Source organism: Alteromonas algae, from assembly GCF_049117195.1.
Taxonomy (GTDB): domain Bacteria; phylum Pseudomonadota; class Gammaproteobacteria; order Enterobacterales; family Alteromonadaceae; genus Alteromonas.
In genome coordinates this window covers 1,795,840-1,820,735 of the sequence record NZ_CP185260.1, presented here as the reverse complement: position 1 = coordinate 1,820,735, position 24,896 = coordinate 1,795,840, and the positions used below count along the sequence as shown (strand labels likewise).

The window sequence follows — 24,896 nt, the reverse complement described above, 5'->3', positions numbered from 1 at the left end:
GCATGGGACTAGGTGCTTTTTTAACGCGTTGTGAAATGTAGTACACTACCTACCATGCGCAACGCTAACCAAGATGCCCCTATGTTCAACGAAAATGACAATCACACTCGACATACTATAAAGACAATCAGTGAGCTTGCTACACACGCTGATTATTCGTTATTGCGTACCCTTACCCCTGATCCCCAGGCAAACCCCAATGGCAAAGAGCATAACCCAAGACAGGTAACCTCAGGGCACTATGTGCCAGTAACCCCAACACCGCTTAATAGTCCACGTTATGTTAGTCACAGCAAACCCTTTTTCGAAACGCTTGGGCTGAGTGACGATTTTGCATATACCGACGAGTTTAAACGCTTGTTTTCCGGGGACATGAGCAATCTGCCTACTGAAATGAAGCCTTATGGGTGGGCCACTGGATATGCGCTCTCTATTTACGGCACGGAATACACTCAACAATGCCCATTTGGTAACGGTAATGGCTATGGTGATGGTCGAGCGCTTTCTATACTGGAAGCCGTATTAAATGGAAACGTTGGGAAATGCAGCTTAAAGGAGCTGGTCGTACTCCTTATTGCCGAGGTGCTGACGGGCGAGCAGTACTGCGCTCAAGTGTCCGAGAATTTCTCGTTCAAGAGCATATGCACGCATTAGGTGTACCCACCTCTCGCTCATTAAGCTTGTTTATGTCGACATCCGATACCGTCGACCGCCCTTGGTATTTAGAAGGGTCTACTTCGCACAACCCTGAGGTAATGGTTGAAAACCCTATCGCCATATCCACGCGAGTAGCGCCTTCTTTCATCCGTGTTGGGCAACTAGAGCTCTTCGGGCGGCGCGCGCGATGCAATGAATACCCCTCAGCGCTTCAAGAACTTAAGCAATTGGTACATCATCTTATTGAACGAGAGTACGCCGATGAGGTCGATAGCACGAAGCCCTTTGAAGCCCAGCTTGTTGACCTAACTATTGCATTTCGAGAGCGCTTAACCTCACTGGTAGCACATTGGGTGCGCGTTGGTTACTGCCAAGGAAATTTTAACAGCGACAATTGTGCGGCTGGCGGATATACACTTGACTACGGCCCATTCGGTTTTTGTGAGCTATTCGAAGTTGATTATCAACCATGGACTGGCGGGGGCCGTCATTTTTCTTTCCTAAATCAACCTATCGCGGCAGAAACGAATTTTACTATGTTTTGTCGCGCCCTAGCGCCATTACTTGCGAACAGCCCAGTACAGCGTGATGCCGTGCAACAGGTGAATGACACATTCTCATCTGTAATGAAAGATAAAATGGAAAGCATGTGGGCATCGAAGTTGGGGCTTGAACAATACGATAACGATCTGTTGGTACAGCTACTCCAACTAATGATACGCACTGGCGTCGACTACACGATTTTCTTTCGTGAACTTGCTGCTTTGCCAGAAAAACGAGAAACACCCGACGTCAGCGCCGTTGCCATCAGTTTTTATTCACCCGCAAAAGAAGAGCTTGCGCAACAATGGAACGAATGGCTAAACGCATGGTATTCAAAGATTAAAAACGATACCTCGCATGCTTCACAGCATATGAAACAGGTAAACCCAAAATTCACTTGGCGAGAATGGCATGTTGTGCCCGCTTACCAAGAGGCAGAAAAAGGGGTATTCACTCGAATTGAAACATTACAAAGCATGCTCGCAAACCCTTATGAAGAGCAATCTGATACGATGACAGCCACGTATTACCGACTGCGTCCGTCTTCCTATTTCGGTGCAGGGGGCGTGTCTCATTACAGTTGCTCGTCGTAAACGTTACGCACTGTTACCATAAAACTAATACCGTTATATCACTTCCCCCATGCTTCATTGCCTAAATGACAAGCTTGGGGGACCGGCTTGGTTACCTAGACCTTTTAATCGCCCTAAAGCTTTACGAAGCACAGGGATAGACTACCCTTTAAGAGTAAAGTGATACCTTTGGCTCAACGGTATGCACTTACAACGTATAGTCAGCTAGCGCGCAGTAAAGGTTTACAACGCGGTGTTCGAGGTTTTTAAGGAGAATCTAGTGCTCGATATAGTCTTCAACGGTAGCTTTATGCCACACGGACACTGCTTATTGTGGCGTTGGGACTTATTGTTTTTACATGTTACTGGCGATGCACTTACCGCACTCTCTTATGCATTGATCCCCATCGCATTGATTCATATTGTTCGCAAACGCGACGATTTACAATTCGATCGTCTATTTTTGCTTTTTGCGGGTTTCATTGGTTTTTGTGGTATTACCCATACGCTTGGGCTGATAAATATCTGGCATGGATATTATTTTATAGAAGGCGCGGCTAAACTGCTTACTGGGCTTATATCAATCACTACCGCGGTGGTCTTATGGAAATTAACCCCAACGATCATTGCGCTTCCAAGCGCGGCCTTGTTAGAACAACGAAACAAAGAGCTGCTGAAGGCACAAGATGCACTTAAAGAAGTAAACCTCACCTTAGAAGCTAAGGTAGAAGCGAGAACAAAAGAACTTATCCTACAGGCCAATACCGACCCGCTCACTTCGTGTCTTAACCGCCGTGCTATTTTGCGCGATTTAGACGACGAAATTAAACGGTGCAAGCGTTACGAGAACACCTGTTCATTGCTGATGCTTGACGTTGATCATTTCAAGCAGGTTAATGATAATTTTGGTCACCAAGTAGGTGATGATGTATTAATAAAAATTGCTGACACTATTACGCATACCTGTCGTCAAACAGATTTTGTAGGGCGCTATGGTGGAGAAGAATTTCTTATTGTTTTACCGCAAACTGACGGCGCGCAGGCCAAGGACCTTGCTGAGCGCATTAGGGAAAGTGTTTCTGCGTTATCAGAACACTTCGCCTTTGCGGTGAGTTGCAGTATTGGTATCGCGGCGCTAAAGAATGACAGCGACATGCATACCTTTATAAAACGCGCTGATGAAGCTGTGTATGAAGCAAAGGATAGCGGAAGAAACTGTGTAATATTGGCCAAATGAATGGGTTAACATCACGTTGGTATCGAGAAGGCTTGGTTATGACGTTTACCTCTCGAAAAAAGCGCTGTACTGAATGACAGCGCCATTTAAGTAGCACTATTTGGCGTCTACGAAACGCCCTTCTAAGTAGTTGATGATAGCGCTGGAATCATATAACCATTCAACCCCATTACGGCTTTCAATTCTAAGGCATGGCGTTTGCACCTTGCCGCCATTTTCAAGTAATACGGCTCTATGCGGTGACCCCTCTGAAACATTACGCTTTTCGATGGGGAGATTGTATTTATACATCGCACGACGTGTTTTGATACAAAATGGGCAACCAAAAAATTGATACAACGCGAGTTTTTTACTTTCTGCGTCCACCTGCTTTTGTTTTTCAGGCGTGCGCTTTAGTTTGCGTCCACGGGTGATAACATCAAAAAACGCGATTATCGCACCCAATAAGTTACGAATGAGGTTAATAAACAATTTCACTTTACAACTCAATTAATGAAGAATGAGAACAGCCCGCATTGTACTACCTTGCGCAGCAAGTTAGAAATTGAGAATCTTAAAAAAACGCAATGTTCTACCAATAATCCATTAATTTATAATTCTGCGATGCGATGCGAGGACAGCGGGTTACCACGCATCACCATGCTGCGTTACTCTTTACTATCACAAGATAAATTTTTTATAACGAGGGATCATGAAAAAAAGATATTTATTACTCTGCGTTGCTGCGCTATCGGGTTGTACGACGACAGCACCAACATTGGGAGTTAAGAACGGTATGTTGCTCCCCTGCCCAAGTACGCCAAATTGTGTAGCGTCTGGCAATACCAGTGAAGAAGGGCTAAACCCAATAAGGCTTGATGTGTCGCCAACAGTAGCAAAGAAGCAACTGCTCAAGATTATCAATACGCTTCCTCGTACTACTCTACGTGAGCAAAATGGCGACTACATAAGGGTCGAGTTTAAAACGGCATTGCTTGGTTTTGTCGATGATGTTGAGTTTTTATTGTCACCTGAAGGTGATAACACGACGAGAATCGATTTTAGATCTGCTTCACGTATCGGCTACTCAGACCTTGGCGCAAACAAGGCGCGAATGGAAGAGATTATGGCGTTGTTCGCACAACGTCCCACGCAATAGCGTTAGCCATTTACTACCCTGTTGCATCGCATAACAGGGTGCTTGGCTTTTGTCACCGTGGAGGCCTCTGACAATGTTCACACCAGTAAATCCGGCGACCATTGCGTTGTGCTTTTGTAATAGGATATACACAATGACGACATGGAAGCTGGTGGCGATTAAATACCATAAATCTCACATTCTCATAGTCACTGTCGGTCACTAACAGTTGTTCGACAAGGTCGTCAGGCACCGTATACCCTTTTGTCTCGTATGCGCGCTTGCTGACGTTAAGCGTTTGAGTCGCCAAGTCTTCAATTTGTGTTACGCTTAATTGTTTGGGCTTGAAGTCGGGGTGCAGACCTGCGGCAAAAAGTATTTCACTTCTTAAATAGTTGCCTATGCCTGCAATAAAATGCTGGTCAAGGTACAGTGAACTTAAGCTTCGATTACGAAAACGTTTTGACGATAGTCGCTCGCTAAGCGTTTGCCAAGACAGTGTGGGCTGTAATATATCAGGCCCAATCTTACTTAAAAATGGGTGTTCGATTAGCCTATGTGTTTCATAAATGCCGATATCGGATGCACTGTATAACAGGGCACTGCTCGCTTTAGTGTGTAAGGCCAATCGTAAAGAACGCGTTGTATCAGGCAACACCCCGCGCTGGCTAGTCTTCCAAACACCATACAACTGGTTATGAGAGTAAATAGAAAATTGATTAGCGAAGTGAATAAGCATGGCTTTTCCTTGTGTCTCTACCCTCTCCACTTTATGGCCTTTTAGGCGTCGTGCACCCTTACACAAATGTGGAAGGCCCACATCAATATCGTCTATTATTTGCCCTTCTATTATCTTGGCAATGTTATCCGCAGCAATACGAATTTCTGGACCTTCTGGCATAGCAACCCTTTTGATAATAACGACACTATTTACCGATAATTTTTTTACAGCAATAGGGTGTATACGACTGAGTGTTAAGTTGGTTTTTCGTATTGCATAATTATTTGAGCCCAGTAACGGTGACAATAAAAAATGCCGGTCAGCAGTACTGACCGGTATTTCTCTTTGAACGATACTCTCGGTTTTTACAAATTCTGTTCAAACAACTTGTATATACGTCTGTACTCATCTAACCACGAGCTAGGCTGTACAAATCCGTGAGGCTCAACGGGATAGATTGCGGTCTCGAAGTTTTCTTTCTCAAGCTCAATCAAACGTTGAACGAGGCGAACAGTGTCATGGAAGAACACGTTATCATCAACCATGGGAGCATTGATCAACATAGGCTTCTCAAGACCTTCAGCGAAGTAAATCGGCGAGCTGCGCTCGTAAGCAATAGGGTCGACATTCGGTGTATTGAGGATATTTGAGGTATATCCAGTGTTGTAGTGTGCCCAGTCTGTGACCGGACGCAGTGCCGCGCCCGCTGCAAACAAATCAGGTGCAGTAAACATAGACATAAACGTTAGGAAACCACCGTACGACCCTCCATATGTGCCTATCCTATCCCTGTCTACGTTAGCGTTCTCTACCAACCAATTTACACCGTCACGTAAATCCTGCACCTCAGGTGTTCCCATCTGTCGATAAATTGCAGTGCGCCAGTCCCGTCCATATCCCGCAGAGGCCCGGTAGTCCATATCTAAGACAACATATCCCTGCTGTACTAGCATGCTATGGAACATGTATTCTCTGAAGTAACCCGACCACCCCATGTGTGCATTTTGTAGATACCCAGCGCCATGGTTAAACACAACAGCTTTATTCTTCTTCGCATCGAAATTATCGGGCAGATAGACACGCGCATAGATAGGCGCGTCAGTATGCGACGATGGAATTTCAACAATTTTCGGTATCGCCCATGGCATTGCGGTAAATGCATCACTTACCGTGTCTGTGACCTGTGTTGCCGCGTCTGCATCGCCCACTTTCTTTATGTACAATTCACTAGGGCGATTCACTTTATTGTGACTAAGCAATAGCGTATTTTCAGATGGGTTAAGCGCGTAGTCGGTAATACCATTTAAGTCAGTAAGGGTGTCAATCTCATTGGTTTGGGTATTCACTCGATAAATTTCATAAATACCTGGGTGTTCAATATTCGCTTTAAAATATACGTAAGTGTCATCAGACGATACGGTCAAATCGTCAACGATATATTGTCCTTTAGTCAGTGCAACAGCATCGCTTCCTGGGGTTTGCTTGTACAGATGAGCATAGCCACTGTGTTCAGACTGGAAATAAAGTGTTTCAGTAGTGTTGAACCAGCCGAAAGTATTAAAGCGGTAGTTGACCCACGCATCGTCATGTAAACGGTGTTGATTTTCTAAACGCTTGTTCTCGACATCGACGGTTGCAATCCAGCGGTCTTTGTTGTCCCAAGCTTCAAGCATTACCGCTACCGCGTTACCATTTTTGTGCCAACGAATAGAGGGTCTCTGCCAGTTCCAACTCTGTAGCAAAGTAATGGGGCGAGGAAGACGGTTTACCTCGTACGTTTCACCTTTCGCCTGCGCATTTTCTTTTTTGACCTCGGCTAACACGTCATCGTTGTAGCCTGGAAGACTGAAATAATTAAGGGCTGATTTCTCGCCTGTTTTTAAATTAAGTAACCACAAATCATGGTTAACCGCTTCAGCGTCGGCGACGCGACGTCTAACCGACTTGCTCGCGATACGGCTATCTTCTTGTATGTAGTGAGGCATGATGTCGCTATCATCTCTGAACGGTTTACGTTCGGTGGTCGCTGCCACGGCAAATTTACCATTAGGAGAGACACTGATACCCGCTAATCGATGCGCTTTATCAAAGTAAAATGCACTGGGTGCAACCGCTTGACTTTCTGACGCGATTTGCTGTTTTAGGTCGTCACGCGCTTGTCGTGTTTCACGCGTTTTTTTGATGTACTCAATTAACGTTTGTTGCTCCCTGGCAATATAGTCTTTAGGCTCATCAACCGCATTCGGCTTATCAGCGAACTTCCATGTTAATAGCTCTTCGCGCTGCCCCGTTTCTAAATTAATCGCGATAAAGCGGTCTGCGCTAACCGCCATTAAACGGCCATCGGTCATAAAAGTGAGCGAAGAAAGCCGCGCTCCACCTCGTGTTAACTGTACTGTTTTACCGTCAGTAAACTGAACAAAAACACTGTCTTCAAAGCGAAAAGCTACCACACCGTCATCACGCACAACACGCTCATCGAAACGGTACTGGTGTAGTTCGCCAAGAGACACTTTTTCTGATGACGCAGGCGTTTTAACACTTGCTGCATAAACATCATAAAGGTCGCTATCTGGTTTTTCTCTTTCAAAAACGATAGCTTGTCCGTCAGCGGACCATCCCATTCTCGTAGGCTGTCTACCTAACCACTGAGGGTCGCCCATTATTTGTTTTAACGTGATCACATCATTTGAAGCCACAACATCAACGTACGGCGTAACGCTTGCTGATGTCGTCAACGTTGCTGATGGTGACGTTAAAGGTGTCGTTTCATTCGATGAGTCGTCAGTTGTCGATGCGCAACCGGCTAGTGCTGCAGAAATACTTGCAGCAAGTAAAAGCGTTGAGAGTTTTGTCATGTTTTTATTCATTTTTGATTTTAATACGTCACCATTATACCCAACCGTCTACCCGAAACGTCAACACTCATCGGTTACCTTTGGTTAACAAACGCAACTTTATCGTTAATTTGTGCGTATACGTGCATGACATAACGACATGAGAACATCACAATGAAGAAAATCCTGCTTTTAAGTGCGATGGTAATGCTGTGCAGTCAATCTGCAATCGCGAACGAATGCCCTTCGGTATTAAAATTCATGAAGAGGAAATTAAACGCACAAGAGACCGTAAACATGTGTAGCGCCTATTCGGGCAAAACACTACTTATCGTAAATACCGCAAGCTACTGCGGGTTCACGCCACAATTCGAAGGGCTCGAAGCCCTTTATCGCGACTACAAAGACAAAGACTTTGTTGTGTTAGGTTTTCCCTCACATGATTTTAATCAGGAAGCAAAGGATGAAGGGAAAACTGCCGAGTTGTGTGAATTAACCTATGGGGTCAAATTCCCAATGTTTGAACCCACTTCGGTAAAAGGTGAAAATGCTGACCCTATGTATAAAATGCTTAAAGCAGCGACCGGGAAATCACCATCTTGGAACTTTAACAAGTATCTGGTCAATGCAGACGGCACCACCGTTATCCATTACCCAAGTTCGACTACCCCTGACGACCCCAAGTTTGTCGCGGCACTTGAAAAAATGATTGATGAATAAATACTCAGCATAAAAAAAACCCCGCGTACAGGGTACGCGGGGTAAACAAGCACACTCAACTTGGAACACACTAGTAGCATAACGTCACATTCTGTCGTTTTGCTATACAAACATTTAGTCAACGAACTACTTAGTAAGTTCAATAATTTTTTCATTGGCTAACGAAAAGCTATTAGACGCTTGTTCCTCGCCCATGGCCAACCCTTCCGCATAAACAAACTCGATATCGGTAATACCTATAAAGTTTAAGAAATGCTTTATATAGGTGCTTTGGGTATCGAACTCTGTTCCTTGATACACCCCACCACGCGCTGCAAAAATGGTCGCTCGTTTACCTTCAAGTAAACCTACTGGCCCTGTATCGGTATATTTAAACGTAATCCCGGCACGCGCTAATCGATCAAAATACGCTTTTAACGATGATGGAATTCCAAAGTTGTACATGGGTACTGCAATCACGATTTCATCAGCATTAGAGATTGCAGCCACTGCATCATCTGACAAGGCTGCGAGGGTGCGTTGTGCTTCAGATCGCTCATTTGGTGTTGTCATCCATGCATTCATTTCTTCACTAGATAAGTGAGGTAACGCGCCATCAGATAAACTCACCTCTTTGAGGCTAATATCTGTGCTTTTCTGTTTCGCAGCTAAATAGGTGCGAGCAAGTTTTGAAGAATTACCTTGTTCACCGTTAAGGCTTGAAAATATTGCTAATACTGATGTCATTTGTCTCTCCTAGTAAATTACGTACGAAATCATAGCAACCAGTTAAATGAAATAAAATTAGCGAATATTGAGGCTATCATTCTAATTAATAGAATTAATTGACGTTTTTTCGCAAGTTTTGCCGTGTTCTGACCGTTCACGAGCAAATATTAAACTGTGTTAATGAAAGCCTTTTTATTAAACTTTAGTTTGAGACGGGGCGTAAACGGTTATGAAATTATTGTTAATAAAAGGAAAATTATCATGACCCTAAAACTTAAGGCAGCACTTATTAGCACGCCGCTGTTGCTTACTGGTTGCTGGTTAGAAAGTGACGATGATACCCCTGCGCCAACCCCGCCACCGGAAGCGACAACAATTGTTGATGTTGCTGTCGCCGATGGTAACTTCACAACCTTAGTTGCTGCACTTGAAGCTGCTGATCTCGTGACAACGCTAGATAATGAAGACGCAACATTTACCGTGTTTGCGCCAACAGACGATGCGTTTGCATTACTCGGCCAAGAAACAATAGATGCATTATTGCAAGATACCGATACACTATCCGATATTCTCACTTACCACGTACTCTCTAGTGAAGTGGATGCAGAGGCAGCCATAAGCCTGGCCGGCACTACAACCGAAACGGTTAACGGTGCATCGATTGCGCTTTCATTATCTGGCGACGATTTGTTGATTAACACATCAACAGTCACAATGGCGGATATACAAACCGACAACGGCATCATACACGTTATTGACGCAGTACTGACGCCCCCCTCACCGACCGATGCAACAGACGCAACAATCGCAGAAGTCGCTGCAGGTGACGAGCAATTTTCAACGCTGGTCGCGGCGCTGACAGAAGCGAATCTTGTTGATACGTTAAGCGATCCCGACGCGACATTTACCGTATTTGCCCCAACAAACGCAGCATTCGATATGATTGATGGGGACACACTAGACGCATTACTTGCTGACACCGACGCCCTGAGTGCCGTGTTACTGCAGCATGTTGTTGCAGACGCTGCCGTTGATTCGGTCACCGCATTTTCTCTGAACGGTACCGATGTAACTACCGCGTCGGGTGCGATGATCCCTGTTGCCATCAACACCGATACTGACGCGCTGACAGTAGGCGGCGCTAATGTGGTTGTTTCAGATATTCAAACGAGCAACGGCATTATCCATGTTATCGATATGGTAATAGTAGGTGATGTTGATTTGCCCACACCACCTAATACAATTGTCGATATCGCTGCAAGCAATGACGACTTCTCAACGCTAGTCAGCTTGCTTCAGTCGACAGGTTTAGATACCACGCTTGATGACACCACAATCGAATTTACCGTGTTTGCCCCCACTAACGCAGCCTTTGATGCTATTGATGACAGCGTACTTACCGCGCTAGCCAACGATGCTGACGCACTAACCAATGTGCTGACTTACCATGTCATTGCAGGCGCTACCGTTTTACAAGATGGCGCCGTCGCTATTGCTCAGTCTAATGAAAGCCTGGTCGAGACGGCTAATGGACAAGATGTGGCATTATCATTATCGGGTTCAGATTTATATGTAAACACATCTCGGGTATCGTCGGCTGATATTATGGCTGACAACGGCGTTATCCATGTTGTTGACCAGGTGATATTGCCACCCGCATCCGTTGATGCAACATCGCAAACTATTGTGGACTACGCGGTAGCCAATGAAGACTTCTCTACATTAGTTGCGGCATTAACCGAAGCAGATTTAGTTGATACCTTGGCAGACACAGATGCAACGTTCACGGTATTTGCACCGACCAATGCAGCGTTTGATAAAATTGAGGACACCGCACTTTCTGGCTTGCTAGCTGACACAGACGCACTATCTCAAGTGCTGCTTCAGCATGTTGTTCCTAACGCGGCAATCAACGCAGTCACCGCCTTTTCGGCCAATGGTACAGCGGTTGATACCGTATCGGGTGAAGATGTTGCGATTGATATAGTCAACTTCACTCAAGGCGAAAACACCGACACGACGGAAGTGACGTATGATGTCGCGACGGGCAGACTTGTTGGCGGTAATGCCACTGGGAACGCTGGTTTCACGCTATATACTTTCGATAGCGATTTAGGCAGTGCGGGCAGTAACTGTAACGATGCATGCGCAACAACCTGGATGCCAGTAATGGTTACCGACGGTACAGCATCTGGTGTACCCGGATTAACGACCATTGAAAGAGATGGCGGCGCAATGCAAGCGGCGTTTCAAGGTCGCCCGCTTTATTTCTTTGCGAACGACACGGCAGCTGGTGACAATAACGGTGACGGCGTAAATGATTTATGGTCTAACGTTGCACTACCTCAGACCGCCTTAATGGTGCAAGGTGCTATCGTAACCACGACTGACGTAAATACGTCAAATGGAGTTATTCATGTTATTGACAGCGTAATCACAGAAACCCTGCAATAACGTAATCCGTTTTGGCGTGAGTAATCAGCGCCTTCTAAGAACAAAAAAGGCCCTCGCTATGAGGGCCTTTTTTATTTCGAAATAACTACCTCGCGAGACGACGTCTATTCGTCTACATGTTCATGAAAGCCGTTCGCGAAATCAGCGATCAGATCATCGGTATCCTCTATACCAACAGATATCCTGATGGTCGTCTCAGAAATACCCATACTTTCTCTCTCCTCGGCGCTATTTTCAAAATAGATAGTAGAGGCTACGGGCAGCGCTAATGTTCGATTATCACCTAGGTGCGTGGCGCATATAACGAGCGATAATTGATTAAGAAACGTCACCGGGTCACGTTCATCAATCAAATCAAAACTGAGTATTGCACCATACCCGCGATTTAGTTGTTCGCGTGCCATAAAATGCTGAGGATGATTGGCGAGACCTGGATAATATACGTGCTTTACCTGCGGATGATTGTCTAGAAATGTCGCTAATTTAAGTGCGTTTTGGCAACTTCTGGTTAGTCGTAGTGCTAACGTTTCCATACCTAGTGCAATATCAGATGCAGATTGTGGGGCGAGTGTAGCGCCTAAGTCTCGCAGCCCTTTCTTTTTAATTTGTGTTAACCCCCACTGTGTGGTGTCAGCAACGCGATAACCAGGCTTGATATTATCGTACGTTGTCCAATCATACATGCCAGTGTCAACCACTGCGCCACCTAAAACATTTCCGTGCCCAGCGATGTACTTGGTAAGCGAACAAAAGACTAAGCTTGCCCCAACCGCTTTAGCATAAAACAATGGTGGCGGCGTCATGGTGTTATCTACCATAAACACGATATTCTTTTCTTTACAATACTGCCCAAGCGCGTGCAAATCAGCGACTTGTGTAACAGGGTTAGCAATGGTTTCGGTATAAACACCCTTGGTGTTGGGTTGATACGCCGCCTTTACATTATGAACGTCAGTCACATCAGCAAAAGTAATATGAACGCCATATTCCATTAATGTTTCAAAAAAGCTTCGAGTATTGCCAAACAAATATTGGCTTACGATGAGGTGGTCTCCACTTTTAAGCAGAGAAAAAAGCGTGCTACTGATGGCAGCCATACCCGTCGAGAAACAGAGTGCACCAACACCGCCTTCTAATTCGTTCAGCATATTTTGAAGTGCAGTTACTGAGGGTGAAGAGGACCGCGAATAGACATGCGCCGCTTTTTTACCTTGAAAAGCATCGATAATACCCTGAGCATCTTTAAACTCGAATAGAACTGAATTTGATGTGCTGCTATGCACCCCACCATGCTCAGGCGCATTTAATCTACGATCTGCGTGCACCTGACGGGTTGTAAATCCCTGTTTTGCCACGAATAAACTCCAATACGTTAGCGGTCAATAGTACAACACACACTCTGTGCTGCTATTTACTGTTAGTGATACATTTTGCTGAATATTTCGCTGAAACGTTAGCATAAAATGCATAAATAGTTTGCATTTGTTCTTCTATATTATCGACTTTCTGAATAATAGGGCCCAGTACGATAGTCTTGGTGTCGTAATCAAGCCCAATGAGCTGTACGGGCACGCTGGCTTCTCGGGCAATGTGCATAAACCCTGTTTTCCAAGGAAAAATAGGACTTCGCGTGCCCTCAGGCGCTAGCGCAAGCAAAAGGTGCTGAGACGATTTTATTTGCTCTACGATATTATTCACCACACCATGCGCTTTAGTGCGTCTAATAGGAATTCCTCCAAGGCGGCGTATGATGTAGCCCAATGGAGGAAAAAATATAGTATGTTTTCCAAAAAAGTTGATGTTTAAACGGAAAGAAAACACCACCATCAATCCAATAAAAAAATCCCAATTAGACGTGTGAGGCGCCACCGCCAGTATTGCTTTATCTTCATTAATGAAGTTTCCACTCACCCGCCAACCGCGCCTATCAAGCATAAAACACCCAAAGCGATGTAACCAGTTAGGCCATTTTTTCGGCACATTTGCACCAATGTTTACTTCATGAATACGCTTTTGCATGCGTTTACTCTTACTTCTTCATTCCTGCTAGCATATTAAAAATCGATAGCATGCACCACTATTAACATTTTAATTACAATATACCTCAGAGTATACCGCGCTACAAAACCTCAAATTAGGCATAAATTGCACTTGAAAAACGCTATAGTGTTCACTCCTGCATGTTTAAAACGGAACCCTATGTGCATTCTATTTATTGCAAATAAACAACGCCAAGACACACCGTTTATTATGGCCGCTAACCGAGATGAATTTCATGCTAGGCCTACCGCGGCTTCTGCGTTTTGGGAACGTCACCCGAATGTGCTCGGCGGCATAGATTTAGAGGCATTAGGCACGTGGATGGGCGTTACGCGTAACGGAAAAATAGCAGCATTGACCAATATTCGCGCACCTCAGACAACGCTTCCCGACGCCCTTTCACGAGGGGATGTTGTAAAAGACTGGCTTATCAATAATGACCTAACTCATGGGGAATATGCCCACCGTCTTTCATCGTCGCGCCATCAATACAATGGTTATAACCTCGTTTTTGGTACCATTAATGACTTAGCGGTTTATAACAACCATTTGAACCGTATGGACACAATAGACGACGGCGTTTATGGCCTTTCTAATGCTGACCTCAATACGCCATGGCCTAAAGTGTCTCGGGGCATTGCAGCGCTGAGTGATTACGTTTGTCAGGCAGACACCATCGATAATGAAGCGCTGTTTGCGCTACTTAGAGATCAAGAAAAGGCAAACGATGACATACTGCCCACTACCGGCGTGCCACTTGAATGGGAGCGTGCGTTGTCTTCGATTTTTATCGTCATGCCAACCTATGGTACTCGCACGTCAACCATTGTTACCGTTGATGCGAACAACATCATGTATTGGGAAGAACGAACCTTTAATCCCCAAGGGGAAACGATAAACACCCAGTCATTTCATTTTTCGCTCGACGTTAAGTAGGACGAGTATTTCAATTTTTAGAAAATAATTGTGATTTTTGACACATTTTCACCTTTTTAGGGGTCGTTTTTTCTACCATCAATGGCATAATGCGACCCTGCTTTTTTTTGCATTGCACCGTGAGGACATATCGTGTTTGAAGTATTACCCCATCTAGATCCAGATCCAATTCTTGGCTTGTCTGCCGCATATCGCGAAGACACTAACCCTGCAAAAATTGACTTAGGCGTAGGTGTTTACAAAGACGAAAACGGTAATACCCCTATTCTTACCAGCGTGGCGAAAGCGCAACATGTACTTTTAGAAAAAGAAACAAGCAAAACCTATATTACCCCTCAGGGTAATCAAGGGTTTATCGATGGTATGCTTAGCCTGCTGCTAGGCAAGAATAGTCAATCGTTACTTGCGAATCGCGTTGCTGCTGTGCAGGCCCCAGGTGGCTGTGGTGCATTACGTATTTTATCCGAGCTGTTAGTTCGTTGTAATAAAGATGCGACGGTATGGGTAAGCGACCCAACATGGGCGAACCACATTCCCCTAATTGGTTCAGCGGGTTTAACTATTGAAACCTATCCGTATTTTGACAAAGCGACGGCAAGCATTCGTTTTGATGCCATGATGGACACACTTCGTAACGTAAAGAAAGGCGATGTGGTACTACTACATGGCTGCTGTCATAACCCAACAGGCGCTGACTTAACCAACGCACAATGGGATGAAGTGCTTGCTGTTGCTAAAGAGCGCGAATTCTTACCATTTATCGACGTCGCTTATTTAGGGTTCGGTGAAGGTCTTGACGATGATGCTTATGGGTTGCGTTTGTTAGTTGAAAACCTGCCAGAAGTAATTATTGCTGCTTCATGCTCTAAAAACTTCGGTTTATACAGAGAGCGTGTAGGCTTAGCGGCTATCGTTACAGAAAATACCAATACACGTAATATTGCACAGGCGCAAATTCAGTCTGTTGCGCGTGGTATTTATTCTATGCCGCCTAGCTACGGCGGTGCATTAGTTGACATTATCTTATCAGATAGTGCATTGAACCAAGAATGGGTAAACGAAGTTGATACCATGCGTAACCGTATGAAAGCACTTCGCGCTATGCTCGTTCAGAATCTGCACGATAACGGGTCACCAAAAGACTTTAGCTTTGTAAACGACCAGAAAGGCATGTTCTCGTTCCTGTGTATCACACCAGAGCAAGTACGTGAAGTACGCGCAAAACACAGCGTATACTTTGTTGATTCTAGCCGTGTAAACATTGCGGGCATTAACCAAGAAAATGTTGAGACCTTAGCGAAAGCGTTAGTCTCAGTCCTTTAGGGCACCATAAAAAAGGCGACATTAACGTCGCCTTTTTTATTCAATTACTCCTACCAATCTAACGAGTGCCGGCAGTAATTAATCTGTCTAATGCATTCGCAAAATTTTGCTTATCACGTTGAGAGAATGCTTTAGGCCCCCCCGTATGCTCTCCGCTTGAGCGCATAGTATCCATAAAGTCTCGCATAGTCAGCGCTGCGCGTATTGATGACTTATCGAACTCGTCCCCTCTGGTATTCATTGCCATCGCATTTTTGGCAAGAATGTCTGAGGCAAGCGGAATATCAGATGTGATAACCAGATCGCCTGCATCACATTTTTCAACAATGTAATCATCTGCCGCGTCAAAACCTGAGGGCACTAACGTTAACGTAATGTTTTTATCTGGTGGGATTGTCATAGAGTGGTTGGCGACTAAAGATAAAGGCAGGCCGGTTCGACGGGCTGCCTTAAACAGAATTTCTTTAATTACGCCAGGGCATGCATCTGCATCTACCCATATATGCATAATAGTATCTCGCGTAAAATTTTACGCTAGCATACCACCATCGACTACCACTGTCGTGCCGGTCGTGTAGCTTGAGGCATCTGAAACTAAGTACAATACGGTACCCGCCATTTCATCGGGATCGGCGACGCGACCCAATGGGATAACTTTAAGCGCGTGTTTAAGGATCTGTTCATTGGTCGTCAATGCAGATGCGAACTTAGTGTCGGTCAGTCCAGGCAATAACGCGTTAACACGAATATTCAATTTACCACACTCTTTAGCAAACGACTTGGTCATGCTGATAACCGCTGCTTTAGTTATAGAGTAAATCCCTTGCATATCGCCAGGTGTAACACCATTCACAGATGCGGTGTTTAAGATCACGCCGCCACCCTGCTCTTTCATCATTTTTCCCGCCTCGATAGACATGAAAAAATAACCACGAATGTTAACGTCAACGGTTTTATTGTAGGCACCAAGATCGGTATCAAGAATATGACCAAAATAGGGGTTTGCGGCCGCGTTGTTTACCAAAATATCAAGCTGGCCAAAAACACGCTTAATGGCGTCGAACGCCGCAGTAATTTGTTCCATCTCTCCCACGTGACAAGCTAACGCCGTCGCTTTACCACCCGCGTCGCGAATAGACGATGCAACCGCTTCACAACCATCAATCTTTCGGCTAGAGACAATCACGTGTGCACCGTACTGCGCTAATAATCGCGCGATAGACTCACCTATACCGCGACTAGCGCCTGTAACCAAAGCAACTTTACCTGTTAAATCGAATAAATCTTTCATTATATATCTCCCTGTATTGTAGGAATAATTACGCTAGCATACCGCCATCTAATACCACTGACTGTCCTGTCATAAATGACGACTCGTCACTGCATAACCATGCAATGGCATTTGCAATCTCTTCTGGTTTTCCAAGTCGCTTCATGGGGTTAGCGCCCACCAAGCCTTTCTTACCGCGCTCGTCAAGCTTCGACAGCACACCTTGTACCATGGGGGTGTCCACAAAGCTTGGACACACTGCGTTAATACGAATATTAGCACGCGCATATTCGACGGCAGCCGATTTTGTCAGCCCAATTACGCCATGCTTCGATGCACTGTATGCACTAATCATCGGCGCTGATCGTAAACCTGCAACCGATGCGATATTAATAATATGCCCGCCCCCTGTTGCCGTCATATGTTTAAGCGCATTTTTCATGCAGTACCATACCCCGGCCAAGTTAACCTGAATGTTTTTCATAAACATTGCATCATCAACGTCAGTTAATGGAGCTGGAAAATGGTCAATACCTGCATTATTGATAATGACATCGATTTTGTCGTTTTGTGAAAATGCGGTTTGAAACATCGCACTGACTTGGTCTGGTTGTGTCACGTCTACGGCTACCGCATAGGCTTTTCCGCCTTCACCGTTCAGTTGCTCTGCAAGTGCAGAGGCATTATCGATATTTAAATCTGCGATACCGACTAAGGCGCCTCGTGCACAAAGTAGTTTCGCCGAGGCGGCACCAATACCCGAGCCACCACCGGTAATTAAAATATGTTTACCTTCTACATTTGCAACATTCATTCACTGTGCTCCACTTTAAGTACTAGCTTTCCAAAGTTTTCGCCTTTGAACAACATAAGTAGTGTTTCAGGGAAGGTGTCTAGCCCTTCTACCACATGCTCTTTTGCTTTTAATGTGCCCTCGGCAATCCACGAGGCCATTTCTTTTGCTGCCAACGGATATTCAGCAACATTGTCAAAAACGACAATCCCTTCCATGCGGGCTCGGTTAACCAGTAATGATAGGTAATTTGATGGCCCTTTTACGGGTGTAGTGTTGTTGTATTGGCTTATCGCCCCGCAAATGACAATCCGCGCTCGTAGGTTAATTTTGGTAAGTACTTCGTCGAGAATATCGCCACCAACGTTATCAAAATATACGTCGATGCCATTAGGGCATGCAGCCTTTAGGTCTTTTCTAAATTCACCGCTCTTATAATCGACAGCGGCGTCAAAACCTAATTCACGGGTCAAGTAATCGCACTTATCTTTGCCGCCAGCAATGCCTACCACTCGGCATCCTTTAATCTTAGCGATTTGCCCCACTACCGTACCAACCGCACCTGCTGCACCTGATACCACAACAGTTTCACCTTCTTTAGGTAAACCCGTTTTTAACAGACCAAAATAAGCGGTCATTCCTGGCATACCTAATACGCCCAAGTATCGCTCAAGTGGAGCAAGCTCTGGAGAGACCTTGTGAACGCCTTTAGCGTTAACCACGGCATACTCTTGTACGCCAAAGTGACCATAAACATGATCGCCAACACTGAAACCATCAGACTCTGACGCAATGACTTCGCCAACGGTACCCGCTCGCATTACATCGCCTAGCTGTACCGGCTCGATATACGACTTGCCATCATTCATCCAACCACGCATGGCAGGGTCTAAAGAAATGTATTTAATTTTTACCGCAATCTCACCGGCTTTGACTTCTGGCATGCTTACGGTCGCATAGGTGAAGTTTTGTCGTGTAGGTTCGCCAACAGGACGGGTAGTCAACTGCCACTGTTTATATTCCATAACCTTTCCTTAGAAATAGTTTGCGTGAACGTTTTCACACGTTGCGTCGCGGTTGGTTAGCACTTCGATATCACGAGAGACAAGCGGAAGTTCCCAATTTAGGAAATATTCAGCCGCCGCCAGTTTGCCCTCATAGAAATCTGCGTTTTCGCCGCTTGCGCCATCTTGTAACGCCTTTTCAGCCACGTTAGCCTGGCGTAACCAGATCCAGCTCACTACGCAGGCAGAAAACACATTTAAAAAACAACTGGCGTTTGTCAGTAATATTGATTGTTTATCTGAACGCAAATCTGCACCAGCTTGTTGAATTAATGCACCAAGTTTGTCTAAGTAAGGTTTAAGCGAACCCGCTAACGCTTGTGCACGTGGTGTTGTCGCCTTCGCCATATCGTGCGTTACGCGATTTAACAGTACATTCAGGCCTTTGCCTTCGTGTTGCCATAACTTACGCCCTAGCAAGTCGAGCGCTTGGATACCATTAGTCCCTTCATGAATTGGGTTTAAACGGTTATCTCGCCAACACTGTTCGACTGGATACTCGCGGGTGTAACCTGCCCCACCTAATATCTGAATGGCTAAATCATTAGCTTTAGGACCAAACTCAGAAGGCCATGCTTTAAATACCGGTGTTAATAAATCGAGAAGTTGAGACAGTTCAGTACGTTTATCGCTATCTTCTTCCGTTGCCATTTCGTCAATGAGCGTACTGCCGTATAGACATAATGACATCCCACCTTCGCAATAGGCTTTTTGTGCCAGTAACATACGACGTACATCACCATGATTTATGATAGGCGTTGGTTCATCATCAGGTGCTAAGTTAGGCGCGGCTCGGCCTTGCGTGCGATCTTTGGCATACTCGAGTGAGTAACGATAACCCCTATAGCCAATCATTGCTGCGCCATAGCCCACACCGATACGTGCTTCGTTCATCATCATAAACATATAGCGTAAGCCTTGATGCGCCTCGCCAATAAGATAACCATGACAGTCATCATTTTCACCAAACGTTAGCGCGGTTGACGTTGTGCCTCGGTACCCCATTTTATGGATCAAGCCTGCCAACGTTACATCGTTGCGCATGTCAGGGTTGCCCGCGTCGTCAAGCCGATATTTAGGAACGGCAAATAATGAAATACCTTTTACGCCCGCAGGCCCGCCGGGAATTTTAGCCAGAACTAAATGCACGATATTGTCTGATAATTCGTGTTCGCCGCCCGAGATATAAATTTTGCTGCCTTTAAGACGGTAACTGCCATCGTCGGCAGGTCTTGCAGAGGTTCTAATATCAGCTAGCGATGACCCTGCATGCGGCTCGGTTAACGCCATGGTTCCGGTAAAGTCGCCCGTTAACATTTTTGGCAGGAAAGACGCTTTTATTTCATCTGAGCCAAAGTGCTTGATGACATTCGCTGCCGCAGCAGTAAGGAACGGATACGCGGTAGAAGAAGGATTTGCTGCCAGAAAATATCCCGCACAGGCATTCATTATTGTGACAGGCAGTTGCATACCGCCGTCTTCGTAATCGAAGTGACCCGCAATAAAACCAGACTCTCGATACGTATCAAACGCGCGTTTGACGTCATCAATCATGGTCACTTTTTTACCATCGAATGTGGGTTCGTTTTTATCGGCAATAGCGTTATGTGGCAGAAACAGTTCCTCTGCCATTTTTTCAGCCATATCAATGACAGCATTAAAGGTTTCGACATTGTGCTCGTCGAAGCGTGCTTTCTCACATAATTTCTGCGTGTTCAGTACTTCGTACAATTGAAAGTACATTTCTTTACGGGGAATAAGTTGATCGGCCATTAGACACTCCACGATTAGATTGTTAACACATTGTGTCATAAACGTTAGTGTGCCATCATTGTCATTAATGACACAATTATGGTCATTACCGCCAACAATCACAGAAATTGATAGTAGCTTATAAAATTAATTATTTTTATGAATAAAGAACCCTTTATAGTCACGGTCTTAGGCTTTGAGCACGCGCTTGCTTCTGCTATCACCGGTGCACTTGATGTATTCGCATTTGCTGGAATTAGTTGGCAACGTATTCATCAACAACCCACCCACCCTCAATTTAAAGTGCAACTGGCGAGTGCCCATGGTCGGCCGTTCACGTGCTCTAATCAACTATCGCTTACGCCACACATTGCCATTGAAGATGTGTCTCATACACATATTTTGCTTATTCCCACCATAGGCGGTGACATTGACAGCGTTCTTCGCGACAACCAAGGTTTGCATGTACACATCAGGCGACTTCAAAAAAATGGCGCGGATATCGCGGCAAACTGCACCGGCAACTTTCTTCTGGCCGAGACGGGCTTATTAGATGGAAAGGTTGCCACGACCCATTGGGGCTATGCTGATAAGTTTCGCCAACACTACCCCTCTGTCGATTTGCAGTCAGATAAAATGGTAACCGAGCAAGACGCAATTTTTTGCGCTGGAGGCGGAATGGCATGGATAGACTTAGCAATATTACTAATAGAACGGTATTGCGGTTACCAAGTAGCAAGCGACATTGCAAAGTCTCACGTACTCGATTTTTCCCGTCCAAATCAAACGGTATATGCAAGCAGCAGGCAACACAAATTTCATCAGGACAAAGATATTCTTGCCATTCAAGAGCATTTAGAAACTCATTTTCACGAACGGTTAACAAACAAAGCGGTTGCTGAACGATTTAATATGACAGAGCGCACCTTAATACGCCGCTTTAAGCAAGCTTGTGCCATCACGCCCCTACATTACCTGCAAAGTATAAGGCTAGAACAAGCACGCAAGGTACTTGAAACGACGCGTGTGCCGCTAGAGCAAATTATCAATGATGTGGGGTACGAAGACTTAAGCTCATTTACGCGATTATTCAAGAAAAATACTGGCTTATCACCCTCTCAGTACCGTGCAAAATTTATTCGCAACTAACCGTATTTACCAAAAAATTGAGGTTTTTAGCGCGATATATGTGTAAAATGCCGGCCAATTGAAGAACACAAACTTCAATGTTAAACACTACAAAAACATTTTCACAACTTGGTGGACACATGAGAACATATAAAATGGCGTCGATAGCGCTAGCCGTAAGTGCTGCGTTTGGTACCTCAGTTCTAGCACAAGAAGCAGTAATTCAAGAAAAAAAAGAAGCTGCTCTTGAACAAATTACCGTAACCGCTCAAAAGCGTACTCAGTCAATTCAGGAAGTTCCTATTTCTGTTGCTACGCTAAGTGGCGAGAAATTCGAAAGCCTTTTTTCTGGCGGTGAAGACATTCTAGCACTCGCCGTTCGCGTACCTGGTTTATACGCTGAATCATCAAACGGCCGTGTTGCCCCGCGATTTTATATTCGTGGTTTAGGTAATACAGATTTCGACCTTGCGGCATCGCAGCCGGTTTCGATTATCATGGACGAAGTGGTAATGGAAAACGTTGTACTGAAAAGCTTCCCACTTTTCGACGTACAACAGGTTGAAGTATTGCGTGGCCCACAGGGCACGTTGTTCGGAAGAAACACAACGGCCGGCATTATCAAATTTGATACCGTTAAACCTACTCAAGACCTAGAAGGGTATGCGAAAGCAGGTTTCGGTTCATACGGCACCATGAACTTTGAAGGCGCAATCAGTGGTGGTTTAACTGATGACTTATCTGCTCGTCTTTCAGTTCTTTCTCAAGAGCGCGACGATTACATCGATAATGCTTTCACTGGCGAAAATGACGCCATTGGTGGTTTTGATGAGAAAGCATGGCGTCTACAGCTTCTTTGGGAGCCATCAGCTGATTTTTCTGCATTGTTGAATGTACATGGCCGCGATCTTGAAGGCACAGCGTCTATCTTCCGTGCTAACGTGTTTGATAAAGGCAGTAACGATCTTAACGCTAATTACGACCGTGAAACTGTCTTTTATGACGGTGATCTTGAAGGCGATGGTATCGACAATAATCCACAGGCCTACGAGGGTTTTGGTGCGTCACTTAAACTAGAATACGATATGGATGATATGACGTTTACGTCTATCTCAGCCATTGAAACTGCAGATGGTTCAAGCTTAGGCGACGTTGACGGTGGCTTCAATAACGCAGACGGTACATCAGGTCCAGGCTTTATTCCGTTCTCTGCGGTAACCCAAGACAACCTTGACGATCTTGAGCAATACACCCAAGAGTTCCGTCTATCTAGCAACACAACAGACGCAATGAACTGGCAACTAGGTGCGTTTTATTACGACGCGTCGTTTAACGTAACCAGCATTGATGGTTTCTTTGGTGCTTCTACCGTTTTCCACGAAAACCAAACGTGGGCATTGTTTGGCCAAAGTTCTTATCAAGTGAATGAAAAGCTAAACATTACCGGTGGCGTTCGTTACACACACGATAAAAAATCTTTAGTGGTTGGCGATCAAAACGTGAACGGTTTTGCTCTAGTAATTGGCGCTGCAAGCGTACAAGACTATGAAGATATCAACGTTGATGATGGTCAAGCCAGCTTCGAGCTAAGCGCAAACTACCGTGTGACTGATGATATGTCTGTTTTTGCTCGCTACGCCAATGGCTTCAGAGCACAAACAATTCAAGGTCGAGATGTTGCATTTGAAGGTGCGCCGTCTGTTGCTGATGCTGAAACCATCAACTCTTTTGAAATTGGTTTCAAGTCAGACCTTCTTGATGACACACTACGCCTAAACGCTGCTGCGTTCTACTACACGGTAGACGATATGCAGTTCTCAGCGATTGGTGGTGGCAATAACTTCACGTCACTGGTGAATGCAGACCAAGGTGAAGCGTACGGTTTTGAAGTAGACGCACAATGGTTAGCGACTGACGAACTTACCTTCACAGCGGGTTACAGCTATAACCACACTGAGATACAAGATGATACATTAACAGTATCGCCGTGCGGGACTAACGCAGGTTCTGGTTTTGACGGAAACTGTACGGTAACCGATCCTCGTCCAGACGGTTTTGTTGCATCAATTGATGGTAACCCATTCCCTCAAGCACCAGAGTCAATCTTTAACTTCACAGCACGTTACGCTGTCCCTATGGGTGACAACGGTGAATTCTTTGTATTTACTGATTGGGCATTCCAAGGCGAAACCAACATCTTCTTGTACGAAGCGGTTGAATTCACGACGGATAATAACTTTGAAGGTGGCCTACGCGTAGGTTACGAAAACTTCGAGCACAACTACACAGTAGCCTTGTTTGGTAGAAACATCACCGATGAAGACAATGTGAAAGGTGCAATCGACTTCAACAACCTTACGGGTATCGTTAACGAACCGCGTATTTGGGGTTTAGAAGTTAAATATACTTATTACTAATAGCGTTAAGCTCTTGGTTTTAAAACAACAAAAGCGATGGCTAACCCCATCGCTTTTTTTATTGACGAATACCTCGCGGTTTCAACGACTATATTACAGCCGGCCTGACCGCTACGTAATGGCTAGCAATAATAAGATGGCCGTGCATAACTCATTATGCAGCCAAACTTACTTCGTGCGTTTGTTTCACCAAGAGCTGATGCAGCTTGCGACATACATTCACCATTTTTGCCACTTTTTGGTAATACACCTGCTCAATCAACTGCCCTTTTTCGTCAAATAAAAAGCTGGCCAACTTAGCGTTTCTTGCAGGCAGGTAAAAATGATGTACCGTAAAATGTTTAGACATGGGTGCATACATCACTTTTTGATACATGCAAAACGGCAAAAATTCTGCCCTTTTGTCTCCACCCACTAGCTGTAGTCGACGCTGAAAGGCATCTTGCCCTGGAGCACGCAACAGCCCATGCTTTTCGATGAGTTGATCAACTGCTTTTATGCCTGTTTGCATTGCCACCTCCAAATACTGTTTATACATACAGTATAATTTAGTTTGTACAAAATGCAAACAAAAAAGCCGAGACACATTGCCTCGGCTTTCAAACCT

General features: G+C 45.0%; 20 protein-coding genes and 1 pseudogene. 9 read left to right on the top strand and 12 right to left on the bottom strand.

Annotated elements, in window-relative coordinates; translation table 11 throughout:
- Positions 1–81: 81 nt before the first annotated feature.
- Positions 82–1,793, top strand: a pseudogene (locus ACOJRU_RS08225) (protein adenylyltransferase SelO family protein).
- A 259-nt stretch (positions 1,794–2,052) separates the two neighbouring features.
- Positions 2,053–3,009, top strand: coding sequence for a GGDEF domain-containing protein (locus ACOJRU_RS08220; protein WP_421134532.1), 957 nt, complete (start codon positions 2,053–2,055; stop codon positions 3,007–3,009).
- A gap of 96 nt (positions 3,010–3,105) precedes the next feature.
- Here ACOJRU_RS08220 and ACOJRU_RS08215 read toward each other — a convergent pair whose 3' ends face one another.
- Positions 3,106–3,486, bottom strand: coding sequence for a glutathione S-transferase N-terminal domain-containing protein (locus ACOJRU_RS08215; RefSeq protein WP_421134531.1), 381 nt, complete (start codon positions 3,484–3,486; stop codon positions 3,106–3,108).
- Between the two features lie 214 nt (positions 3,487–3,700).
- Between ACOJRU_RS08215 and ACOJRU_RS08210 the strand changes: the two genes are divergently transcribed.
- Entirely contained in the window at positions 3,701–4,147 is a 447-nt protein-coding gene (locus ACOJRU_RS08210; RefSeq protein WP_421134530.1) for a DUF1499 domain-containing protein, read from the top strand.
- 52 nt (positions 4,148–4,199) lie between these two features.
- On the opposite strand, the gene nei is transcribed toward ACOJRU_RS08210, so the two are convergent.
- On the bottom strand, positions 4,200–5,027 hold the full coding sequence (gene nei / locus ACOJRU_RS08205) for an endonuclease VIII (RefSeq protein ID WP_421134529.1): 828 nt from the start codon (positions 5,025–5,027) through the stop codon (positions 4,200–4,202).
- A gap of 185 nt (positions 5,028–5,212) precedes the next feature.
- Positions 5,213–7,705 carry a prolyl oligopeptidase family serine peptidase gene (locus ACOJRU_RS08200; RefSeq protein ID WP_421134528.1) on the bottom strand — a complete coding sequence of 831 codons (2,493 nt, stop codon included), beginning with the start codon at positions 7,703–7,705 and terminating at the stop codon, positions 5,213–5,215.
- Between the two features lie 153 nt (positions 7,706–7,858).
- On the opposite strand from ACOJRU_RS08200, the gene ACOJRU_RS08195 reads away from it, so the two are divergent.
- Positions 7,859–8,404: a glutathione peroxidase gene (locus tag ACOJRU_RS08195; RefSeq protein WP_421134527.1), complete on the top strand. Its 546-nt coding sequence runs from the start codon at positions 7,859–7,861 to the stop codon at positions 8,402–8,404.
- 126 nt (positions 8,405–8,530) lie between these two features.
- On the opposite strand, the gene ACOJRU_RS08190 is transcribed toward ACOJRU_RS08195, so the two are convergent.
- Complete coding sequence (locus tag ACOJRU_RS08190) at positions 8,531–9,130, bottom strand: FMN-dependent NADH-azoreductase (RefSeq protein WP_421134526.1); 600 nt, start codon at positions 9,128–9,130, stop codon at positions 8,531–8,533.
- Positions 9,131–9,373: 243 nt separating this feature from the next.
- Between ACOJRU_RS08190 and ACOJRU_RS08185 the strand changes: the two genes are divergently transcribed.
- A complete protein-coding gene (locus ACOJRU_RS08185; protein ID WP_421134525.1) occupies positions 9,374–11,566 on the top strand; it encodes a fasciclin domain-containing protein in 2,193 nt (730 codons plus the stop codon).
- A 104-nt stretch (positions 11,567–11,670) separates the two neighbouring features.
- On the opposite strand, the gene ACOJRU_RS08180 is transcribed toward ACOJRU_RS08185, so the two are convergent.
- Both ACOJRU_RS08180 and ACOJRU_RS08175 read right to left on the bottom strand, forming a co-directional pair.
- Positions 11,671–12,921, bottom strand: a complete 1,251-nt coding sequence (locus ACOJRU_RS08180) for a cystathionine gamma-synthase family protein (protein ID WP_421134524.1) — start codon at positions 12,919–12,921, stop codon at positions 11,671–11,673.
- A 52-nt stretch (positions 12,922–12,973) separates the two neighbouring features.
- Positions 12,974–13,585, bottom strand: a complete 612-nt coding sequence (locus ACOJRU_RS08175) for a 1-acyl-sn-glycerol-3-phosphate acyltransferase (protein WP_421134523.1) — start codon at positions 13,583–13,585, stop codon at positions 12,974–12,976.
- Positions 13,586–13,765: 180 nt separating this feature from the next.
- Between ACOJRU_RS08175 and ACOJRU_RS08170 the strand changes: the two genes are divergently transcribed.
- Both ACOJRU_RS08170 and ACOJRU_RS08165 read left to right on the top strand, forming a co-directional pair.
- Complete coding sequence (locus tag ACOJRU_RS08170) at positions 13,766–14,542, top strand: NRDE family protein (RefSeq protein WP_421134522.1); 777 nt, start codon at positions 13,766–13,768, stop codon at positions 14,540–14,542.
- 132 nt (positions 14,543–14,674) lie between these two features.
- On the top strand, positions 14,675–15,865 hold the full coding sequence (locus ACOJRU_RS08165; RefSeq protein ID WP_421134521.1) for an aromatic amino acid transaminase: 1,191 nt from the start codon (positions 14,675–14,677) through the stop codon (positions 15,863–15,865).
- 58 nt (positions 15,866–15,923) lie between these two features.
- Here ACOJRU_RS08165 and ACOJRU_RS08160 read toward each other — a convergent pair whose 3' ends face one another.
- From ACOJRU_RS08160 to ACOJRU_RS08140, 5 genes are read right to left on the bottom strand one after another with little or no spacing between them, the layout of a single operon-like run.
- On the bottom strand, positions 15,924–16,373 hold the full coding sequence (locus tag ACOJRU_RS08160; RefSeq protein ID WP_421134520.1) for a YaiI/YqxD family protein: 450 nt from the start codon (positions 16,371–16,373) through the stop codon (positions 15,924–15,926).
- 21 nt (positions 16,374–16,394) lie between these two features.
- A complete protein-coding gene (locus tag ACOJRU_RS08155) occupies positions 16,395–17,156 on the bottom strand; it encodes an SDR family oxidoreductase (protein ID WP_421134519.1) in 762 nt (253 codons plus the stop codon).
- Positions 17,157–17,184: 28 nt separating this feature from the next.
- The gene (locus ACOJRU_RS08150) at positions 17,185–17,949 is read right to left on the bottom strand and encodes an SDR family NAD(P)-dependent oxidoreductase (RefSeq protein WP_421134518.1); all 765 of its coding nucleotides are present in this window, start codon (positions 17,947–17,949) and stop codon (positions 17,185–17,187) included.
- Positions 17,946–18,953, bottom strand: coding sequence for an NADP-dependent oxidoreductase (locus ACOJRU_RS08145; protein ID WP_421134517.1), 1,008 nt, complete (start codon positions 18,951–18,953; stop codon positions 17,946–17,948). Before ACOJRU_RS08145 ends, ACOJRU_RS08150 begins: the two co-directional genes overlap by 4 nt.
- Before the next feature lie 9 nt (positions 18,954–18,962).
- Positions 18,963–20,765, bottom strand: a complete 1,803-nt coding sequence (locus ACOJRU_RS08140) for an acyl-CoA dehydrogenase (RefSeq protein WP_421134516.1) — start codon at positions 20,763–20,765, stop codon at positions 18,963–18,965.
- A 138-nt stretch (positions 20,766–20,903) separates the two neighbouring features.
- On the opposite strand from ACOJRU_RS08140, the gene ACOJRU_RS08135 reads away from it, so the two are divergent.
- Positions 20,904–21,893 carry a GlxA family transcriptional regulator gene (locus ACOJRU_RS08135; protein WP_421134515.1) on the top strand — a complete coding sequence of 330 codons (990 nt, stop codon included), beginning with the start codon at positions 20,904–20,906 and terminating at the stop codon, positions 21,891–21,893.
- Positions 21,894–22,012: 119 nt separating this feature from the next.
- Complete coding sequence (locus ACOJRU_RS08130) at positions 22,013–24,289, top strand: TonB-dependent receptor (RefSeq protein ID WP_421134514.1); 2,277 nt, start codon at positions 22,013–22,015, stop codon at positions 24,287–24,289.
- A gap of 154 nt (positions 24,290–24,443) precedes the next feature.
- Here ACOJRU_RS08130 and ACOJRU_RS08125 read toward each other — a convergent pair whose 3' ends face one another.
- A complete protein-coding gene (locus ACOJRU_RS08125) occupies positions 24,444–24,800 on the bottom strand; it encodes a hypothetical protein (RefSeq protein WP_421134513.1) in 357 nt (118 codons plus the stop codon).
- Positions 24,801–24,896 lie beyond the last annotated feature (96 nt).